Source organism: Neoaquamicrobium sediminum, from assembly GCF_013240295.1.
Lineage (GTDB): Bacteria > Pseudomonadota > Alphaproteobacteria > Rhizobiales > Rhizobiaceae > Aerobium > Aerobium sediminum.
Window position 1 is genome coordinate 957,582 of sequence record NZ_JABETK010000002.1, and the last position, 18,655, is coordinate 976,236.

16 protein-coding genes, 1 tRNA gene and 4 pseudogenes are annotated in these 18,655 nt (G+C 61.7%); 13 read left to right on the forward strand and 8 right to left on the reverse strand.

The features are described from left to right. Window positions 1-238 precede the first annotated feature (238 nt). From HK436_RS16550 to HK436_RS16575, 6 genes and pseudogenes are all read left to right on the forward strand, one after another. A complete protein-coding gene (locus tag HK436_RS16550) occupies window positions 239-1,471 on the forward strand; it encodes an ABC transporter substrate-binding protein (RefSeq protein WP_173191520.1) in 1,233 nt (410 codons plus the stop codon). A 93-nt stretch (window positions 1,472-1,564) separates the two neighbouring features. After that, window positions 1,565-2,437 carry a carbohydrate ABC transporter permease gene (locus tag HK436_RS16555; RefSeq protein ID WP_173191522.1) on the forward strand — a complete coding sequence of 291 codons (873 nt, stop codon included), beginning with the start codon at window positions 1,565-1,567 and terminating at the stop codon, window positions 2,435-2,437. Next, a complete protein-coding gene (locus HK436_RS16560; RefSeq protein ID WP_173191524.1) occupies window positions 2,434-3,258 on the forward strand; it encodes a carbohydrate ABC transporter permease in 825 nt (274 codons plus the stop codon). The genes HK436_RS16555 and HK436_RS16560 overlap by 4 nt, the downstream gene beginning before the upstream one ends. A 30-nt stretch (window positions 3,259-3,288) precedes the next feature. Next, window positions 3,289-3,654, forward strand: coding sequence for a RidA family protein (locus HK436_RS16565; protein ID WP_173191526.1), 366 nt, complete (start codon window positions 3,289-3,291; stop codon window positions 3,652-3,654). A 31-nt stretch (window positions 3,655-3,685) separates the two neighbouring features. Further along, a pseudogene (locus HK436_RS16570) lies at window positions 3,686-5,151 on the forward strand (M81 family metallopeptidase). A gap of 135 nt (window positions 5,152-5,286) precedes the next feature. After that, window positions 5,287-5,679: a GFA family protein gene (locus tag HK436_RS16575; protein WP_173191528.1), complete on the forward strand. Its 393-nt coding sequence runs from the start codon at window positions 5,287-5,289 to the stop codon at window positions 5,677-5,679. 140 nt (window positions 5,680-5,819) lie between these two features. On the opposite strand, the pseudogene HK436_RS16580 reads toward HK436_RS16575, so the two are convergent. The 7 genes and pseudogenes from HK436_RS16580 to HK436_RS16610 form a co-directional block, all read right to left on the reverse strand. Then, a pseudogene (locus HK436_RS16580) lies at window positions 5,820-6,635 on the reverse strand (MBL fold metallo-hydrolase). Between the two features lie 3 nt (window positions 6,636-6,638). Beyond that, window positions 6,639-7,418, reverse strand: a complete 780-nt coding sequence (locus HK436_RS16585; protein ID WP_173191530.1) for a TatD family hydrolase — start codon at window positions 7,416-7,418, stop codon at window positions 6,639-6,641. Window positions 7,419-7,428: 10 nt separating this feature from the next. Continuing rightward, a complete protein-coding gene (metG, locus tag HK436_RS16590) occupies window positions 7,429-8,979 on the reverse strand; it encodes a methionine--tRNA ligase (protein ID WP_173191532.1) in 1,551 nt (516 codons plus the stop codon). Window positions 8,980-9,044: 65 nt separating this feature from the next. Next, window positions 9,045-10,099 (reverse strand): annotated as a pseudogene (locus HK436_RS16595) (DNA polymerase III subunit delta'). Beyond that, window positions 10,096-10,757: pseudogene (gene tmk / locus HK436_RS16600) on the reverse strand (dTMP kinase). Before tmk ends, HK436_RS16595 begins: the two co-directional pseudogenes overlap by 4 nt. Window positions 10,758-10,871: 114 nt before the next feature. Next, complete coding sequence (locus HK436_RS16605; RefSeq protein WP_173191534.1) at window positions 10,872-12,035, reverse strand: D-alanyl-D-alanine carboxypeptidase family protein; 1,164 nt, start codon at window positions 12,033-12,035, stop codon at window positions 10,872-10,874. A gap of 156 nt (window positions 12,036-12,191) precedes the next feature. After that, window positions 12,192-13,406: a septal ring lytic transglycosylase RlpA family protein gene (locus tag HK436_RS16610; protein WP_376769170.1), complete on the reverse strand. Its 1,215-nt coding sequence runs from the start codon at window positions 13,404-13,406 to the stop codon at window positions 12,192-12,194. A 234-nt stretch (window positions 13,407-13,640) separates the two neighbouring features. On the opposite strand from HK436_RS16610, the gene HK436_RS16615 reads away from it, so the two are divergent. The 7 genes from HK436_RS16615 (at window position 13,641) to HK436_RS16645 (ending at window position 16,025) form a co-directional block, all read left to right on the forward strand. Further along, window positions 13,641-13,730 (forward strand) — tRNA-Ser (locus tag HK436_RS16615). Window positions 13,731-13,819: 89 nt separating this feature from the next. Then, entirely contained in the window at window positions 13,820-14,023 is a 204-nt protein-coding gene (locus HK436_RS16620) for a hypothetical protein (protein ID WP_173191536.1), read from the forward strand. Then, on the forward strand, window positions 14,020-14,244 hold the full coding sequence (locus tag HK436_RS16625) for a hypothetical protein (RefSeq protein ID WP_173191538.1): 225 nt from the start codon (window positions 14,020-14,022) through the stop codon (window positions 14,242-14,244). Before HK436_RS16620 ends, HK436_RS16625 begins: the two co-directional genes overlap by 4 nt. Continuing rightward, the gene (locus tag HK436_RS16630) at window positions 14,241-14,543 is read left to right on the forward strand and encodes a hypothetical protein (RefSeq protein ID WP_173191540.1); all 303 of its coding nucleotides are present in this window, start codon (window positions 14,241-14,243) and stop codon (window positions 14,541-14,543) included. Before HK436_RS16625 ends, HK436_RS16630 begins: the two co-directional genes overlap by 4 nt. A 2-nt stretch (window positions 14,544-14,545) precedes the next feature. Beyond that, the gene (locus HK436_RS16635) at window positions 14,546-14,740 is read left to right on the forward strand and encodes a hypothetical protein (RefSeq protein ID WP_173191542.1); all 195 of its coding nucleotides are present in this window, start codon (window positions 14,546-14,548) and stop codon (window positions 14,738-14,740) included. Window positions 14,741-14,824: 84 nt separating this feature from the next. Next, window positions 14,825-15,208 carry an HNH endonuclease gene (locus HK436_RS16640; protein WP_173191550.1) on the forward strand — a complete coding sequence of 128 codons (384 nt, stop codon included), beginning with the start codon at window positions 14,825-14,827 and terminating at the stop codon, window positions 15,206-15,208. A 640-nt stretch (window positions 15,209-15,848) separates the two neighbouring features. Further along, complete coding sequence (locus tag HK436_RS16645) at window positions 15,849-16,025, forward strand: hypothetical protein (protein ID WP_173191552.1); 177 nt, start codon at window positions 15,849-15,851, stop codon at window positions 16,023-16,025. A gap of 164 nt (window positions 16,026-16,189) precedes the next feature. On the opposite strand, the gene HK436_RS16650 is transcribed toward HK436_RS16645, so the two are convergent. Continuing rightward, window positions 16,190-18,643: a glycosyl hydrolase family 28-related protein gene (locus HK436_RS16650; RefSeq protein ID WP_173191554.1), complete on the reverse strand. Its 2,454-nt coding sequence runs from the start codon at window positions 18,641-18,643 to the stop codon at window positions 16,190-16,192. Between the last annotated feature and the right edge of the window lie 12 nt (window positions 18,644-18,655).

Below are 18,655 nucleotides of genomic sequence, written 5' to 3' on the forward strand. Positions count from 1 at the left end.
CCCCTGATCGCGGCGCTCACCATTCGCTGAGCCCGGTCGCGCCTAACTTGGCCGTTCACGGCCGTTTTCATGAGGTTTGCCGAAAACTCGTAATTTAGCAACACGAATGTGCGAATCTCCTTGCGTTTTCCAAATTTCTGTAAAAAAATTACATCAGAGGTTGTCGCTGGCGCCGCGGACGACCGTCGAAAGAGCATGCCGGCGCACAGGAACTCGAGAGAGGAACAGGGAGATAGCAATGAACAAGACCGCGCTCAGATCCGCAGTCGCGGGCGCAGCACTTCTGGCATTCACCGGATGGGCCGCCGCCGAGACGGTGCGCGTCACAGTCGCCGAATACAGCTCCAAGACAGGCCCCTATTTCGACGAGGCCGCCAAGGCGTTCGAGGAGGCCAACCCCGGCTCGGACATCCAGGTGGAGGTCGTGCCTTGGGACGTTCTGCTGCAGAAGCTGACGACCGACATCTCCGGCAACGCCAATGCCGATCTCTCGATCATCGGCACGCGCTGGCTCATCGACTTCGTCGACCAGGGCATTGCCGCGCCGCTTGACGAGTACATGACCGACGAATTCAAGGAGCGGTTCTTCCCGGTCTTCCTCGAGCCGTCGGTGATGCAGGAAAAGACCTACGGCCTGCCGATCGCGGCATCGGCCCGCGCCATGTATTACAACAAGGCGCTGTTCGAGCAGGCGGGCATCACCGAAGTACCGGATACCTGGGATGAGCTCGCCGAAGCCGCCAAGAAGATCAGCGCGCTGGGCGACGACATCGCCGGCTTCGGTCTGCAGGGCAAGGAGATCGAGACGGACGTCTATTTCTACTATGCCTTCTGGGCCTATGGCGGCGAACTGGTCGAGGAAGACGGCACGTCCGGCCTCGACACCGATGCCGGCTACAAGGCGGCCGAGATGTACAAATCCCTGATCGATGCGGGTTCGACCCAGCCGGGCGTTACTTCGTATAACCGCGAGGACGTCCAGAACCTGTTCAAGCAGGGCAAGGTCGGCATGATGATCACCGCGCCGTTCCTGTCCAACCAGATCAAGGAAGAGGCACCTGACCTGCAGTACGGCGTGGCTGCCATTCCGGCCGGTCCGGACGGCGACCGCGGCACCTACGGCGTGACCGACTCGATCATCATGTTCGAGAATTCGCAGAACAAGGAAACGGCCTGGAAGTTCCTCGACATGCTGTTCACCACCGAATGGCGCTCGAAGTTCACCTCGGGCGAGGGCTTCCTGCCGGTCAACCCGGAAGTGGCCGAGCAGCCGGCCTTTGCCGACAATGCGGACCTGAAGGAGTTCACCAACCTCCTGCCGGATGCGCGTTTCGCGCCGGTCATCGCTGGCTGGGAAGAGATTGCCTCCACCACGTCCGACGCGGTGCAGACCATCTATCTCGGCGACGGCGAGGCGAAGGCCACGCTCGACGCGGCGGCAGCCGAAATCAACGGTATCCTCGGCAACTGATCGCAAACCGACGACATCGGCGGGCGCGGAACTCCGCGCCTGCCAGCCCGAGCAATCCCGCCGTTTCAGCCGGCAAATCATGACGGGACACCGATGCGCTCGCCCTTGACCAACCCCTACGTGTTGATCCTGCCGGGGTTCCTGCTCGCCGCGTTCATCATCCTGTGGCCGCTCTTCCAGCTCGGCACGATCTCGGTCAACGACGTCAACCGTTTCGGTCAGCTACGCGGCTTCAACGGCTTCGACAACTACATGGCCGTGTTCCGGGACCCGGATTTCCTAGGCGCCCTGTGGCGCACCTTCATCTGGACGGGCGGCATCGTCGTTGGAGCGCTCGTCATTTCCGTGCCCGTGGCCATGATCCTCAACGAGGATTTCTACGGCCGCTCGCTGGCGCGGGTGATCATCATGCTGCCATGGGCGGTTTCGCTCACGATGACGGCCATCGTCTGGCGCTGGGCGCTCAACGGCGAAAGCGGCATGCTCAACTCGGGTCTCAGGAACCTGGGCCTCATCGACCAGAACATTCAGTGGCTGGCGCGCGCCTCGACCGCCTTTCCGGTGCAGATCATGATCGGCATCCTGGTGACGATCCCGTTTACGGTGACGATCTTCCTGGGCGGGCTGTCATCGATCTCCGACGACCTTTACGAGGCAGCCAAGCTCGAAGGCGCCTCTCGCTGGCAGACCTTCCGCGAGATCACGCTGCCGCTCATGCGCCCGTTCCTGAACATCGCGATCGTGCTCAACATGATCAACGTGTTCAATTCCTTTCCGATCATCTGGGCGACGACGCAGGGCGGTCCGGCCAATTCCACCGACATTCTCGTCACCTATCTGTACCAGCTCGGGTTCAGCCTCGGAAAGCTGGGCGAGGCATCGGCGCTGTCGATCATGATGTTCGGGCTGTTGCTCGCCTTCACCGTCGTCTACGTCTCGCTCGCCATGCGGAGGGAACGCGCATGAGTGCGAAGCTCAAGAAGTCGCTGCTTTTCTGGCTCCTGCTCTCGCCGCTGGTGGTGCTGATACTGTTCCCGTTCGCGGTCATGTTCATCACCGCGATCAAACCGGCAAACGAGGTGCTGTCGCCCACCTGGTGGCCGCGCGAAGAAGCCTGGAGAAACTTCATCGACATGTGGGCCGCCACCAATTTCGGCAACGCCCTTTGGAACTCGGTTTACGTGGCGGTGCTTTCCACGGTGCTGGCGCTGCTGGTCTCGATCCCGGCAGCCTACGCCATGAGCCGGTTCAGGTTCGCAGGGCAGGGTGCGTTCCGACAGTTCCTGCTCGTGTCGCAGATGCTGTCGCCGATCGTGCTCGTCATCGGCCTGTTCCGCCTCGTTGTCTGGCTGGGACTGCTCGACAACGTCAATTCGATCGTCTTCGTCTATGGCGCCTTCAACGTCGCCTTCACAGTCTGGATGCTGCAAAGCTACTTCTCCACCATCCCGAAGGATCTGGAGGAGGCGGCCTGGATTGAGGGCGCCAGCCCCGCGCGGGCACTCGCCATGGTCTTCCTGCCGCTGGCACTACCCGCAATGACGGTGACGGCGATCTTCTCCTTCATCAATGCCTGGAACGAGTTCGTCATCGCGCTCACCATGCTCAGGCGGCAGGAAAGCTACACGCTGCCGATCCAGATTTTCTCATTGGTGGCGGGACGCTACACGGTCGAATGGCATCACGTCATGGCCGCGACCTTCGTCGCTACCATACCCGTCGCCATCGTCTTTGCCTGGTTGCAGCGTTATCTGGTGCGTGGGCTGGCGATCGGCGCAGTCAAATAGGCCGGTTCAGGCCGACAAAGGAGCAGATATATGACCAAGCAGTGCTTCGGCACCTCTCACGTGCCGCTTTCTCCCGCCGTGCGCGCCGGCGATTTCGTCTTCGTGTCGGGGCAGGTACCGGTCGGGGCGGACGGCATCGTCGTCAAGGGCGGCATCACCGAGCAGACCGAACAGGTGCTCGCCAATGTGAAGGCTGCGCTGGCGCTCGCCGGCTGCGCGATGGAAGACGTGGTAAAGACGACGGTCTGGATCGAGGACGCGCGCGATTTCGGCGCCTTCAACGCCGTCTACGCAAAACACTTCCCGAAAGATCCTCCAGCCCGCACCACGGTTGAATCGCGCCTGATGATCGACATCAGGATCGAGGTCGAGGCCGTCGCCTACAAGCCGCTCTAAGCGCGGCGCCAAACTACCGGAACATCATTGCATGCGTGTCTTCACCGCGTCGCTCGCCACCGAGACCAACACCTTTTCGCCGATCCCGACCGACAGGCATGCGTTCGAGATGGCTTTCTATGCCGGGCCCGGCGCGCACCCCGACACACCGACGCTGTGCTCGGCGCCGATCCCGGTCCTGCGCCGCAGGGCGAGGGAGGAGGGGTTCACCCTGATCGAGGGCACCGCCACCTGGGCGGAACCTGGCGGCTATGTGCGGCTCGACGTCTACGAGGCCCTGCGTGACGAAATCCTAGACCAGTTGCGGGCAGCCATGCCTGTCGATTGCGTCGTGCTCGGACTGCACGGCGCCATGGTCGCGCGGGGACTGGACGATTGCGAGGGCGATCTGCTGGCGCGCGTCCGAGAGATCGTCGGCCCCGACGTCGTGGTGGCGGCCGAGCTCGACCCGCACAGCCACCTGACGTCGAAGCGCGTGGCGCGGCCGATATCCTAGCCGCCTTCCTCGAGTTTCCGCATACGGACTTCGTCGAACGCGCCGAGCATGTGGTGGACCTTGCTCTGCGCGCCACGCGCGGCGAAATCCGGCCCGTCATTTCCACCTTCGACTGCCGGATGATCGACGTGTTCCCGACCAGCCGCGAACCCACGCGCTCCTTCGTCGATCGCATGAAGGCGTTACAGGGCAGGGACGGGGTCCTCTCGGTGTCCCTGATCCACGGCTTTATGGCCGCCGATGTGCCGGAACTCGGCACGCGCATGCTGGTGGTGACCGACAACGCGCCTGAAACCGGCGCAGCGCTTGCCGAAAAACTCGGTCTCGAAGTTCGCGCCATGCGCGGCACGACGATCATGAACAGCCTCACGGTCGAACAGACGATCGAGCGCGCCAAACGGGCCGGCGGCAGCGGCAAGCCGCTGGTGATCGCCGACATGTGGGACAATCCCGGCGGCGGCACCGCCGGCGACAACACGGCGCTGCTGCACGCGCTTGCCGCCAGCGGGATCGACCGCATCGGCGTCGCCACGATCTGGGATCCGCAGGCGGTCGTCTTCGCGCACGGCGCAGGCGAGGGGACGGTGCTGGAGATGCGCATCGGCGGAAAGGCCAACGCCGCCAGCGGCCAGCCCTTCGACGGCCTGTTCGAAATCCGAAAGCTTGCACAGGAAGGATGGCAGACCTTCGGCACCAGCCGGGTGACCCTCGGCCCGGCTGCGCTCGTACGGCTCGCGGGCACCGAGATCGACATCATCCTCAACACCAACCGTACGCAGACCTTCGAGCCCGACATCTTCAGCAATCTCGGCGTCAATCCGCTCGAAAAGCAGGTGCTGCTGATAAAATCGACCAACCACTTCCATGCCGGCTTCGCACCAATAGCGGAAGAAATCGTCCATGCGGCCGTCGAGGGCTGCTATCCGAGCAACCCAAAGACCGCGGGCTACCGGAAACTCTCGCGACCGATATGGCCGATCAGCGAGGAGGCGTTCGAATAGCGCTGAGAGAGCGGGGCGCTATATCAGCACTTCCTCACGCAGTGCCGCAGCGCGGGCCGATGGTGGATGTGGTGATGATGGACGGCTGAGCAGCCTCGGTGTAGTTTTGGGCCGCTTGATGGTGGAGGCAGCAGCATGGACAGATTCAGCGGCGGCTGCCTGTGCGGCAGCGTCCGACTTGTGGCAACGGGACACCCGTACCGTGTCGGCATCTGCCACTGCCTCGACTGCCGCAAACATCACGGCGCGCTTTTTCACGCATCGGCGATCTTTCCCTCAGATGCAGTGATGATCGAAGGCAAAACACGCGACTATGCGGGGCGTCATTTCTGCCCGGAATGCGGTTCGTCGGTTTTCGGGCGTAGCGCCGACGAGATGGAGGTGAACTTGGGCTCACTCGACGCACCTGACCAGCTGGTCCCGACATACGAGTTGTGGATCGATCGTCGCGAGGCATGGTTGCCGCCGTTTCCCGTCACCAGACGATACGAACGTGATCGCGACGCTACGGGGCGCCGCGAGGAGTAGGTGGCTAGCAGAGAATCAATCAACGCCAGACGGCATCCATCCGGCGCCCAAACACCACAAGCAAAAGTCGCATAAGATGGATTATGGAACTTACGCCTATACGGCGAACTCATCTAATGCGACCTGAAAGCGTTTTATAATCAGAGGCTTTCAGCCGAAAGCTCGATCACCATGCCATCGTAAGCTGGCTCGACATGGTCAGGCGTTTCGGCACGCACGGCTTCGTAGTCCAGCGGTATGTGCATATGCGTCAGCACCGCGCGCTGCGGCTGGAGGCGCTCGATCCACTCGAGCGCCTGTACCAGCGACAGATGGCTGGGGTGCGGCCGGTATTGCAGCGCGTCGACCACCAGCACCTCGAGGCCTTCGAGCTGGGCCGCGGTTTCCGCGGGAAAGTCGCTGACGTCGGAACAATAAGCGAGGCCGCCGATGCGGAATCCGAGTGACAGGATGTCTCCATGTACCAATGTGAGCGGCAGAAACGTGATCGGGCCGCCGGCGCCGTCGATGGTGAACGGCACGTCGTGTGCGATTACGTGCGGCGTAACGATCGGCGGATAGGAACTACCGGGCGGCGTCTCGAAGCAATAGCCGAACGCATCGCGCAGCCTTTCGAGCGTTGGCTTGTCTGCGTGGATGTCGATGCGATGGCGCTGCACCAGGAAATAGCCGCGCAGATCGTCGATGCCGTGGATATGGTCGGCATGCGGGTGCGTATAGACGACAGCGTCGAGATGCGTCGCACCCATCCAGCATCTGCTCGCGGAAATCCGGCCCGGTGTCGATCGCGACGCGGGTTACTTCACCAGATTCTGAAATGCGCTCGACAAGCGCCGCTGCACGCCGTCGGCGGTTTTTGGGATTGAGGGATCGCAATCGCCCCAGTCACCGACGATGCGCGGCGTGCCTGGCGACGAGCCGCATCCGGTGATGACGAGGCGCAGGCGATCGGCCATGTCTTACGGCCGCGGCGTCTTGGAAAACAGGCGGAAGAAATTGTCCGTGGTGATTTCGGCGATCTCTTCCTCCGCAACCCCGATGGCCTTCGCCAGGACCGCTGCGGTCTCTTTGACATAGGCCGGTTCGTTGCGCTTGCCACGAAACGGCTGCGGCGCAAGGTAAGGCGCATCCGTTTCCACCAGAAGCCTGTCGCGCGGAACGTTTGCCGCGATCTCACGCAATTCTTGTGAACGCTTGAATGTAAGGATACCCGAGAACGATACGTAACCGCCGAGCGCGATGCCGGCTTCTGCCAGCCCGCGGCCGGATGAAAAGCAATGGAGAACGAAAGGGAAGGTCCCCTTCCCCATTTCGTCCTCCAGAATCGCCGCGACATCGGCATCGGCGTCTCGCGCATGGATCACCAGCGGCAGGCCGGTGATGCGCGCCGCCGCGATATGCGTGCGGAAACCCTTCGCCTGGGCGTCGCGCGGTGCCTTGTCGTAAAAGTAATCGAGCCCCGCTTCGCCGATGGCGACCACCTTCGGATGCTGCGCCAGCCGCACGAGCTCGTCGGCCGTCACGTCAAGCTCTTCCGCGGCATTGTGCGGATGCGTGCCGACCGAGCAATAGACTTGCTCGTAGGCCTCGGCGATCGCCAGCACCTGTGGGAACTTCTTCACGCGTGTCGAGATCGTCACCATCCGGCCGATGCCGGTTTCCAGCGCGCGCGACACGATCGCGTCGCGCTCTTCGGCGAAATCCGGAAAGTCCAGATGGCAGTGGCTGTCGACAAGCATCGGCGATCGCTCAGGCTGCGGTTTCCGGCTCGACATAGCGCGGGAAAACCGGCTGTGGCGCAGGCAATGCGTCGCCCGACGTCAGCGCGAACGCGTCCGCCAGATGCGCGAAGTCGCGCTGGTCCGCCGGCACGGCAAGCAGGTCCAGCAGCTTGGCTGCCGAACCCGGCACATAGGGCTGGCAGAGGATCGCCACGCGGCGCGCGGTTTCGGCCGTGGTCCACAGAACAGTTTCCATGCGCGCGGGATCCGTCTTGCGCAGCGCCCAGGGCTCCTGTCCCGCGAAATAGCGGTTGGCCTCCGCAACGACCGCGAACACCGCCGCCAGTGCCTGGTGGATCGCCTGCACGCCCATCGCCTTGCGTGCTGTTGCAAGCGCATCGTCGGCCATCGCCAGCATCGCGGTATCGACGTCCTGCAGCGCGCCTTTCTGCGGTACCACGCCGCCGCAGTTCTTGGCGATCATCGACAGCGAGCGCTGCGCCAGATTGCCAAGGTCGTTGGCAAGATCGGCGTTGGTACGGTTCACGATCGCGTCGTGGCTGTAATTGCCGTCCTGGCCGAACGGCACCTCGCGCAGCAGGAAGTAGCGCACCTGGTCGAGCCCGTAATGGTCGACGAGCGCAAATGGATCGATCACGTTGCCGACCGACTTGGACATCTTCTCACCGCGGTTGAATACGAAACCGTGGCCGAAGACGCGCTTCGGAAGCTCGATCCCGGCCGACATCAGGAACGCCGGCCAGTAGATCGTGTGAAAGCGCGTGATGTCCTTGCCGATGACATGAAGGTCGGCCGGCCAGAAGCGCCAAAGATCAGCGTTTTCATCGGGATAACCGACACCCGTAATGTAGTTTGTAAGCGCGTCGACCCACACGTACATGACGTGTTTCTCGTCGCCAGGCACCGGAATGCCCCAGTCGAAGGTCGTGCGCGAGATCGACAGGTCCTTCAGGCCCGATTTGACGAAGCTGACGATCTCGTTGCGGCGCTCGACCGGGCCGATGAAGTCGGGGCGCTCCTCGTAAAGCTTGAGCAGCCGGTCGCCATAAGCCGACAGGCGGAAGAAATAGCTCTCCTCCTCCACCCACTCGACGGGTGTTCCCTGCGGGCCGTAACGCACGCCGTCGTCTCGCAGCTCGACCTCGTCCTCGTCGTAATAGGCTTCGTCGCGCACCGAATACCAGCCGGCATAGCCGCCCTTGTAGATGTCGCCGTTATCCGCCATCGCCTTCCAGATCGCCTGGGAGGAGCGGTAATGGCGTTCTTCGGTGGTGCGGATGAAGTCGTCGTTGGATGCGCCGAGCGCTTCAGCCATGCGCTTGAACTCGGCCGCATTGCGGTCGGCCAGCTCGCGCGTCGACACGCCTTCCTTGCGCGCGGTCTGGTACATCTTGATGCCGTGCTCGTCGGTTCCCGTCAGGAAGAACACGTCCTTGCCGTCGTGACGCTGGAAACGCGCAAGCGCGTCGGTCGCGATCAGCTCATAGGCATGGCCGATATGCGGTTTGCCGTTCGGATAGGAAATGGCAGTCGTGATGTAATAGGTCTGGCTTGGCATGGGAGGTCCGGCGATCGGTTTCTGGCGGTCAGATAGCGCATCGCAAGGGCAATGGCTATCCCGGTTCAGGGATTGGCGGCCCGCCACATTCGCTGGAGCAGCCCGCTGACATGCTGCTTCTTGTCGAGATTGTAGGTCTCGGTCTCTGCAATGGCCTGCTCAGCCTCGCGCCACAGCTCCGCAAGGCCGTCTGCACGGGCGCTGTCGCCGGCCAGCGCCGCGCCCCTGGCCTGTTCTGCGATTGCTTCCAGTGCATGCTGGTTGAAGATGGAGAATTGGACGGCTGCATCGCGACCGCTGACCGCCTCGGCCACCCGCCACGCATCGGCAAAGGCGTAGGGACGCGAGCGCAGCACGCCGGACACCGCATCGGCAATGTCGAGCCCGCCATACTCGGTCAGCAGCAGCGCGTCGCGCACACTCCCCCTGCCCGGGCTGCCAGCGCCGCACGGCCCGCTTCATCATCCGGCACGGTGGTCTGCGACGCGTCCAGCACCTGCAACAGCGCTGCCGGCTCCAGCGGCTTGAACTTGATCGTCTGGCAGCGCGAGCGGATCGTTGGAAGCAGGCTACCCAGCGAATGCGCAATCAGGATGAAGAGCGTGCGCGGCGGCGGCTCCTCAAGATTCTTGAGCAAGGCATTGGCCGCATTGGTGTTCATGTCATCGGCAGGATCGACGATGGCGATGCGGTACGCGCCGTCATGCGCGGTCATCGACAGGAAGCGGTTGATCTTGCGAATCTCGTCGACGGTCACCACGGATTTGAAACCCTTGGTCTTGTCGTTGACGGGCCGCGTCAGGTGCAGCACCGCCGGATGCGACCCTTGCGCGATCTGGCGGAACAGCGGCGACGATGGGTCACGCTGCGAGAACCGCGGTGGCGCATCGGCGGCTACCGTGTTTGCCAGCAGGTGCTGGGCGAGATGGAACGCAAAGGTCGCCTTGCCGATACCGGGCGGTCCGGCAAGAAGCAGGGCATGGTGCAGCTTGCCCGCGCGGTAGGCGGAGGCGACCTGCACTATCGCCTCGTCATGGCCGACCAGCAGCGGGTTCTCCGCAGGCTCGGCGATGCCGGGAATGGTGTCGAACTGTTCCGGGGCGAGGCGCTCGAAGCTCATGCAGCGCCCTCCTCCGCCATCTCGCTACGCAATACGAGGGGGTGAACCGCCTCAGCGATTGCGGCGGCAACATCTTGCGGCGATTGCCCAGCGTCGATCACCACACAGCGCTCGGGCTCGGCCCTGGCGATGTCCAGGAACGCCTCGCGCCGCCGCCGGTGGACCTCCAGCGTTTCCTTTTCATAGCGGTCCGCGCCATCGCTTCCGCGCCGCACGGCGGCGCGTTGCAACCCCTCCTCCGCATCGAGGTCGAGAATGATCGTCAAGTCCGGCACCATGCCGTTGATTGCGACCTTCTCCAGAGCTCGCATGAAACCGGCGTCGAGATTGCCGGTCACCCCTGGTAGACGCGGCTCGAATCCATGAAGCGGTCGCACAGCACTACCGCACCGCGCGCCACCGCCGGGCGTATCGCCTGCTCGACATGGTCGGAACGCGCCGCTGCAAACAGCAACGCCTCCATGCCTGGGCCGAACGGTTCCGCCGCGCCAGACAAAAGCACGTGGCGTACGGCCTCTGCACCAGGCGAGCCACCTGGCTCGCGCGTCACCAGAACCTCCAGACCGGTGCCTCGCAACGCCTGTGCCAGCGTGACGATCTGGGTCGATTTCCCGGCCCCCTCCCCGCCCTCGAAGGTTATGAAGATACCGCGCGCCACGTCCGCCTTTCAGCCGTTGGTCTTGGATCGGCAACACACCGCCGACTCCGCCTTTGCGTCCTCACATAGGCCACGCACGCGGGAATATCCATTGGCCAGTGCCCGGAACGATACCTAGCGCAGCCAGCCGACCAGCAGCTCTTCGACAGCATCGAGCGCACGTTGGTGGAGAGCACCGGTCCCCACGCTCTCGGCGGCAAAGAGCGGTGTCTCCTGGCTCATCGTATCGCCGATCCAGACCTTGAGCATGCCGATTTGGGCGCCCTCTTCCACCGGTGCGACGACCGGCCCCTCATAGACGATCCGCGCGATCAGCCTGTCGCGATTTGTGATCGGCACGAAGATCGAGATGGGCCCGTCTGCACGCAGCGCCACTCCGCCCTTCTCGCCACCGAAGGTCTTGGCCTCGCCGACCACCTCACCGGCCTCGTAGAGATCGAGTTTTTCGAACGAGCGCATGCCCCAGTCGAGGATGCGTCGCGATTCCTCCGCGCGCTGGTTGTCGCTCTCCATGCCACTCAGTGCGGCGAAAAGCCGACGCCCGTCGCGACGCACGGAACCGACGATCGCATAGCCTGACTCTTCGGTAAAACCCGTTTTAAGACCGTCGGCGCCGATGTTCAGCCCCAGCAATGGATTGCGGTTGCGTTGGAGGATCTTGTTCCAGGTGAATTCGGTCTGGCTGTAGTAGCGGTAGAATTCGGGATATTCGCGCCAGATGTGCTGGGCCAGCAGAACGAGTTCGCGTGCCGTGACCACCTGGCCGTCGGCCGGCAAGCCGGTCGAGTTGCGAAACACGGACTTCTCCAGACCGATCTCGCGTGCCCGCTCCGTCATCAACTGGGCGAAATTTTCCTCCGAACCCGCCATGCCCTCGGCAATGATGATGCAGCCGTCATTGGCCGATTGCACGATCACGCCCTGGATCAGATCCTCCAGGCGGATAGACGAGCCAAGTTCGGCAAACATGGTGGACGTTCTGGACGGTGCGCCGCCGGTACGCCAGGCGTTCTCGGACACCAGAAATTCGTCATCGAGCGTCAGCCGACCGAGCTTGATGGCGTTGAACACCACTTCCATGGTCATGAGTTTGGCAAGGGAAGCGGGCGGGAACAGCGCGTCGGCGTCTTTGGCGTAAAGAACCGTGCCGGTGTCGGCATCGATCATGAATGCCTGTTTGGCCCTGGTCTCGAAGAGCTGTGCCTGTGCACCGGCACATGCGGCCAGAAGCAACGAAAGCCCCAGAACATAAACGCGAAAACGCGTGAGCCTCACCATTCAATAACCCCGAACCAGCCCTTGCAGCCCGAAACTAAAGCATGGGCCATTCCATGGGAACCGCTCTGCCAGCGTGAGATGCAGCCGTGTCGAGCGCCGACGGGCCGGCCACAATGCCGCTCATCATACTCTGCCCTGGAAGATGGCGCCTGCGCCCTACTCGCGTACCGTCATCGCGTCGCTGGCGCCTGCCGCCCATGCAGCCCTGAGCAGGCTGTCGGTTGAAACCCGGCCATCGGAGCGCAGGCTGAGGGCAAACCCGTCGCCGCTCCAGTCGGTTTCGATGGTAGCCTTGCCGGCTGCCTCGAGCGCACGCGCCATCGTTTCGGCTTCGGCCTGGCTGGCATACGTGCCGACCGCGACATATTCCGAGGGGGCGGGAGCCGCCGTATAGCGCTTGTTGAGCGCGGCCAGGAGCGCGGCATTGTCGGGCGCGCTGCCGGCGAAGTCGGCGACCACCTGGGCTGCGCGCTTCACGCGCTCGTCGGCATAGGCCAGCGCTTCGGTGGGCTGCCCGGTACCGAGACGCCTTGCGAGCCCGACGCCCGGCCGTTCCGGCGCGATAGGACCGAAATCAGGCAAGATAGGATCGCCAGGCGCAGCCGCCACGGGCGCCTGGGATGCCTGCTGACCCGGGAATACCGGCGCGGCCGCGGCAGAAACCGTAGGGGTCGGCCCATTCATGGCAATCATCACACCGGTGGGCAGGCCATCGGACGGGTCGGGCCCGACACCGCCCGGCTTGTAGGATGCCATCAGGAAAGCGTCATCCTGTCCGTCGAGTGGCGCGCGCCCGACATATTCGACCTCAACTTTCGCCACGCCCTTCTGCGTGTAGTCGAGCAATTCGGCGGCTCGGCGCGACAGGTCTATGATGCGGCCATGCGCGAACGGGCCGCGATCGTTGACGCGAACGATCACCGACGAGCCATTCGCCCTATTGGTAACGCGCGCATAGCTGGGAAGCGGCATCGTCGGATGTGCCGCTGTCAGGTGCGTCATGTCATAGACTTCGCCATTGGCAGTGAGCCGGCCGTGAAAAGCGTCCCCATACCAGGATGCCATGCCGGAATTGCGGTAGTCCGGGTCTTCCTTGGGATGATACCACTTGCCCTTGACCTTGTAGGGCTTGCCGACCTGTTCGCGCCCGCCGCCGCGCGGCAGTCCGGAGCGCTTCATCGACACTCTGGGGCTGGCCTTCACCCCGTATTCCGATTCAGCGAAATATTCCTTGGTCGAGGTGCGCTTTGCCGACGCCGTCTGCGGCCCGGACGTCGAGCACGCCGCAAGCATCATGGATGTGACGGTAATCGTGACGAGGCCAACGCCGCGCGCCGTATGCCCTGCGGGCGCAGATGCCTTGCTTGTCAACGTCCCGAACCCCTCATGCGAAACCACACCGCCTCCTCGAAACCCCGCCGGTGCGGTGGTTTACCGGATTACGATGCGTGATGACACCCTCGCGCAAATTGCGCATGCAATGCTTATTACCATGTTAACCGATTGTGACGGGATACGGGCAAGATTATGGCATTCGCTGATCAAACGACTCCAAACCGCTTGCCGCTTGAATTGGTCGGCCGCCTGACGCATACACGTCGCACCGGAGGGATGGCCGAGCGGTTTAAGGCACCGGTCTTGAAAACCGGCGAGGCAGCGATGTCTCCGTGGGTTCGAATCCCACTCCCTCCGCCAGCATACCCTAGTTTCCAAGGGCGAATGGGGCAAAACGCGTCGCAACGTACAAAGCGACGCACAACCCTGCAAACCGAAGGAGACTGACAATGACCACAGAAGCAGAGACTCGCCAGCGCTTGGATGCGCTCGCAGAGCAGTTCATCAAAGACGCTAAGGCAATTGATCCGAGCATCGTTGACGCATGGGGCGGATACGACCTCAGCGAGAGCCCGCATCAGCGCTTGCACCACATCTATCTAGGTCGGGCTGAGACGCCATTCGTGCGGCAGCGGAAAGGCGGTGCAGCATGAGCGCCCGCACCCCCAATGAGGACGCGTACTTCGATGCGCTCCATCGCAAGACATGTATCCTGGAATCGATGATCGAAGTCATCTTTGATCGGGTCTCCGACAGAATGGACGACAATCGTGATTTCGTCGTTGATAACTTGCTCGACGCAGCCCGTGAAATCACGCGCGAGCTTCCGCCAATGGTCCTTGAAGACCCTGAGCAATGGCAGGCGCGGCCATGAACGTCAGCGAACGCGAGGAAGACGCCCCCATCGGCGTCGAGATGCTGTCAGAGCCCGTCGTGGTGCAAGACACATTCGTGACCGGCATGGCCGACGTTGAGACCATCGACGCTGAGGGGACGCTTCGGCTGACGTTCTTCACCAAGCGGCGCTCCTCATACGGTGGCGACGACTTCACCATCGAGGCTCGACTGGTTGTCTCGTCCACGTTGGCCTTGACGATTGCCAAGACCATTGTGAGGCACTTCGGCTTGAAATGTCTCAACGCGGCATGCGGTGCGGTACGGAGGCTGAACTAGCGATGACAACGCTGATCCTCACCGCCGCTGCATCGTTCGCGTTCGGCCTGCTGCTGGGCGACAGGCGGGCTGTGAAGCAGTGCAACGACATTCTGGACGCCAACATGCGCGATCTGTTCGCAGCAATCGGAGAGGAACGTAACGCCCTCCCCTCGGATGCTGACACACAGGACGATGCTAGGCCGACAGTCCACTAAAGGCGCACCGGCTTCGTAGGCCAGCGCCCTGCCGCTCGCGCTTTCCTTCGGGCGCGGGCGGCTCACCAATCACCGGAGGTTCCCATGCCCGAGAACACGCCACGCAAGCGCATGTCATCGAAGCGCAGGCACCACATCTTTTCGGAACACTGCACCGGCCACAACGTCGCGCCGTGCTGCATCTGTGATGAGCCGATCCATCGCACCAAGGATCGGTGGATCATCGAGCATGTTCGCCCCCTCGCCCTGCTGGGCAAGGACACCAACACGAACTGCGCCCCGGCGCATTATCTATGCGGCATCGCTAAAACCGCCACAGAAGCCCGCACAGTGGCGAAAGCCAAAAGGCAGGCTGGGACAGCGGAAATCGGCCAGAGCGCACCACGGAGCCACCCTGAGTCAAAGCGCGGCTTTTGGAAGCCAAAGGACGCATTCTATGATTGGCAGCTCGGCAGATATGTGCGGTGATATAATCCGCTCTTCATTTTCACCTTCCAGACCAGCGGCGAAGCCATGAAACGGTACACACTATTTCTCGGCATTGTTCTCGTGTTGGCGAGCACTCAGGTGCGGGCGCAGTCGTTCGAAGACCATGCTGCGACCCTACAGAGACTGCCAGACATTGAACGGCTGTATGTTCTCAAAAGCGCAGAGAACGCCATCAATGCGAAGTTCAAATTGATTTCGAGGACCCGATCAATGCTGAGGACAGCTATCTGTGGGCAAAAAAGTCATAGCTGGGTGCTATGTAATGCTCTGGAGGTTGGCAACAGAGTCGGGCTCGGCGGCACTTGCCGAATCCTACCGCCACGTCGCAGATGTCTGGTCCATGAATATCAGGGGCGAACTGTCCACAGACGACGCAGCCAAGGAGCATGACCAACTCCATCGCGCGAGGCGGGTATTATTCGAGAGCGAACTCGCGAAGGTCAGAAATGCTCCAACTAGGGTGGATTTCGATGTGCTGAATGGCCTGTCTAGTGAAATCACCAGTGCGATCTACGGCAGCAGTGTCATCCGGGCGAGTAGAGACTAATTATCGAACGTCGCATGCGCACATCGCGAGATGGCCGCTCTCATTATTCAGCGCTATCAGGCCAGAGATTACATGGACCTGATCGACTGGAGCATCCTCGACCGACCAAACGCTGATGTATCATACGATGCTCCATCGGCCTTGCCGATGAACGGTCGCGGGGTCGACACAATGGCGACATTCCACAAGTTCGGCTCTTATGTGGCCCCGGCGGATGAGGTCCGGTTGCCGTTGGGCAGTCTTGTCTGAATTGAGGGGCCGTGGCTCGCACCCTGTGCCAGCGATGCTTTCGCGCCCATCTCCCACGCCGCCACGACCTCAGCAACGGTGAGGCCGCTTGATTCTGCGGCCTCCGCGAATGACCGGCCCACGCGTAGCAGGGCGATGGCCGTCTTTTCCTGGGTGGTCATGATCTAGACCCCTTCCACCTGGGCCGTGGTGGCATCGATCATCACGATCAGCTTCATCTCACGCGGACCGATTGTAACATTGGTTGCATTCGGGCAGCGCAACCCGGCACTGTGCGTCAGAGTGATGCTGTCCGTGGATGAGGCGTTCCGCAGGAAGAAGAACGGGCGGTTTGCCGTGTCAGCGGGAACTCTGAGAACGTTGATCGTCGCTGCCGCGCTAAGTGACATGAGGGTGTTGGTAACTGTCATGTCGTTCGAGACTACATTTCCAGCAACCCAACCACTTCCGGCGAACATCTCCGCAACGCGAAGGCTGTCGCCCTGGCGTGTGGTTTCATTGTTCACGTTGTATTTCGACGTGATGTCCGTCAACCCGGTCGTCTCGCGCACCCGGTAGAGCGTATCCGCCGCCGTGATCCGGTTTGGACCAAGATGGATTAGCGACGTGTCACTCGTATCAATTGGATCGTAGCGCACGCCAATCGTGGATGCTCCGGTCGGCATGGTGATCAGGTTGTGGTAGACTTGGATGTCCGAGCACCGCATGTTTGTGGAATGCTCGGTAATCAGAATGCCCGGCGCAGCCGCGATTGCCACGTTCGGGTTTTCATACCTGATGATGTTATCGTGGATTTTTGATCGCCGCCCGGACCCGGATGACGAGCCAAGCCGGATGCCGCCATCGCCGCAATCCAGAATCAGATTGTCGTGGATGTTCAGCTTCTCGTTGTATTTGAGATAGCCCGAGGAAATGTACATTCCGCTCAGCAAGATGCCGAAATTCGACCCTGTCATCTTGACCGCTCGGTAGGTGTCGAGGTTCGCCAGAGTGCGCGGAGCCGCCGTCGCCAGCGTCAGGACGTTCCCGGCAACATTTGTGATTTCAGCGAAGAACCAATCTTCATTGGTGCGCTGCGAGAACATCGCAACCCAATTACCGATGGCGAACCCCGTCGCGTCAGCCAGTGTAAGCGTCGTAGACCCGCTAACGGCGGTGCCCTTCGTAGAAACCTCGCTATCGATGTGAATGCCAGAGCCTATGACGGTGTTATCGTGGATATGAAGGTTGCTCGTTCCAAGAGACCCCCACATCCCAGATGAGCCGCAGCACATGACAGTGTTGTCATGGACCGAGCCTTGCGACGACCCCACCTGTGGCCCGATAGCCCAATTAGCCGCGCTAATCAGCGTGTTCTGATGCGCCGCAGGGACATTCAGCAGGGCAATTCCGGTTGCAACGGTAGTGCTCGCCACGCTGACGACGCGAATTACGCTATCGACGCCACTCGCACTCACATGGATCGTAGAATTGATGTCCTCGACCGTCCAGCCTTCAGCCTGATTGGACATCGTCAGGGTGAGCGTCGAGCCGTTCGTGTAAGCCGCACCACTGATGGTCAGGTCGCCTGAAGGCGTCAGGCTGATGCCGCCGAAGAATATTCCAAGGTTCTGGCTGGCGAAGAAATCATTACCGGCAACGTGAATTCGCTTGTTCTGGCGCGAGATAGAAACGCCATTGTCAGCCGAGAACCGAACAGTGTTGTTGGTGTATTTGATATTCTCGGCGTATAGGATACCCGCGTCTTTCGTCCGCTCAAAAACATTATCCTGAACGATCAGCGAACCCTTGATGTTCGATGACCAGAACGGAACGTTCGGGATGTTCCTGAATGTACATTTTTCGATTATGACATCAGCCGGGTCAGCATCGCCGTCGAAACGGATGTTAAACGCCTGGAGCATGCCATAGCTGGAATAGTCAGAGAGCGACGTATAAGGGAATGTCGCGCGGACAGCTTGGCCGTCAAAGTCGATCCCACTGATCGAGAACCCGGAAATTCGGGTTCCGGTCGTTGGGTTGCGGCTACACAGAATCGGGACAATGCCTTGGTTGGCCGTCCATCGGGTTCTGGTCCTGTGCTCTCCCGTGATAACGATGTTAGCGCCAGCGGGTGGATTAACCGCTGTGGCGAAGTGAAAGGTACCGGCAGGGAAGTGGACGGGACGACCAACGGTCAGTGCTGCCGCAGCAACCGACGACACCGACGACACGCCGGTAGGATCAGCTCCAAGCGAAAGCACGTTGATTATTGGGTCGGCAATCTCATACCATGTGCCGTTGCCGTTTTGCCCCTTGCCGGCATGGGAGGGCTCGGAAAGCACTTTCTTGTAGAGTGCACCGCCGCCATCACCTGCTGCAGCGTAGCCTGCCGTCTGATACCACTCGGGGTCGGATAGCGGCACATCAGCCTGTACGGCGGCAATGGTGGCTAGGTTTGAAAGGATCGGACGGTTGGTAAGATCGTCGTAATCTCCCGTTGTCGCGACCGTCGCCAGATCGCCGGGAGCGACAAACGGCCCCTTGTTTTCCATGCCCTTCCCGTCAGAACGCCAGCCGAGAACCTTGTCGGCTTCGTTGCGAGGGAATTGCCAAGTCAGTCGAGCAGCGTTGCTCATGTAGTAGGCTCC

What these genes read in the sequence shown, in the direction of transcription:
- HK436_RS16625 (WP_173191538.1), top strand. Translation starts at nt 14,020, where the DNA reads ATGAGCGCCCGCACCCCCAATGAGGACGCGTACTTCGATGCGCTCCAT.
- HK436_RS16645 (WP_173191552.1), top strand. Translation starts at nt 15,849, where the DNA reads ATGGACCTGATCGACTGGAGCATCCTCGACCGACCAAACGCTGATGTA.
- HK436_RS16650 (WP_173191554.1), bottom strand. Translation starts at nt 18,643, where the DNA reads ATGAGCAACGCTGCTCGACTGACTTGGCAATTCCCTCGCAACGAAGCC.
- HK436_RS16620 (WP_173191536.1), top strand. Translation starts at nt 13,820, where the DNA reads ATGACCACAGAAGCAGAGACTCGCCAGCGCTTGGATGCGCTCGCAGAG.
- metG (WP_173191532.1), bottom strand. Translation starts at nt 8,979, where the DNA reads ATGCCAAGCCAGACCTATTACATCACGACTGCCATTTCCTATCCGAAC.
- HK436_RS16560 (WP_173191524.1), top strand. Translation starts at nt 2,434, where the DNA reads ATGAGTGCGAAGCTCAAGAAGTCGCTGCTTTTCTGGCTCCTGCTCTCG.
- HK436_RS16585 (WP_173191530.1), bottom strand. Translation starts at nt 7,418, where the DNA reads ATGCTTGTCGACAGCCACTGCCATCTGGACTTTCCGGATTTCGCCGAA.
- HK436_RS16555 (WP_173191522.1), top strand. Translation starts at nt 1,565, where the DNA reads ATGCGCTCGCCCTTGACCAACCCCTACGTGTTGATCCTGCCGGGGTTC.
- HK436_RS16565 (WP_173191526.1), top strand. Translation starts at nt 3,289, where the DNA reads ATGACCAAGCAGTGCTTCGGCACCTCTCACGTGCCGCTTTCTCCCGCC.
- HK436_RS16605 (WP_173191534.1), bottom strand. Translation starts at nt 12,035, where the DNA reads ATGGTGAGGCTCACGCGTTTTCGCGTTTATGTTCTGGGGCTTTCGTTG.
- HK436_RS16640 (WP_173191550.1), top strand. Translation starts at nt 14,825, where the DNA reads ATGCCCGAGAACACGCCACGCAAGCGCATGTCATCGAAGCGCAGGCAC.
- HK436_RS16630 (WP_173191540.1), top strand. Translation starts at nt 14,241, where the DNA reads ATGAACGTCAGCGAACGCGAGGAAGACGCCCCCATCGGCGTCGAGATG.
- HK436_RS16575 (WP_173191528.1), top strand. Translation starts at nt 5,287, where the DNA reads ATGGACAGATTCAGCGGCGGCTGCCTGTGCGGCAGCGTCCGACTTGTG.
- HK436_RS16550 (WP_173191520.1), top strand. Translation starts at nt 239, where the DNA reads ATGAACAAGACCGCGCTCAGATCCGCAGTCGCGGGCGCAGCACTTCTG.
- HK436_RS16635 (WP_173191542.1), top strand. Translation starts at nt 14,546, where the DNA reads ATGACAACGCTGATCCTCACCGCCGCTGCATCGTTCGCGTTCGGCCTG.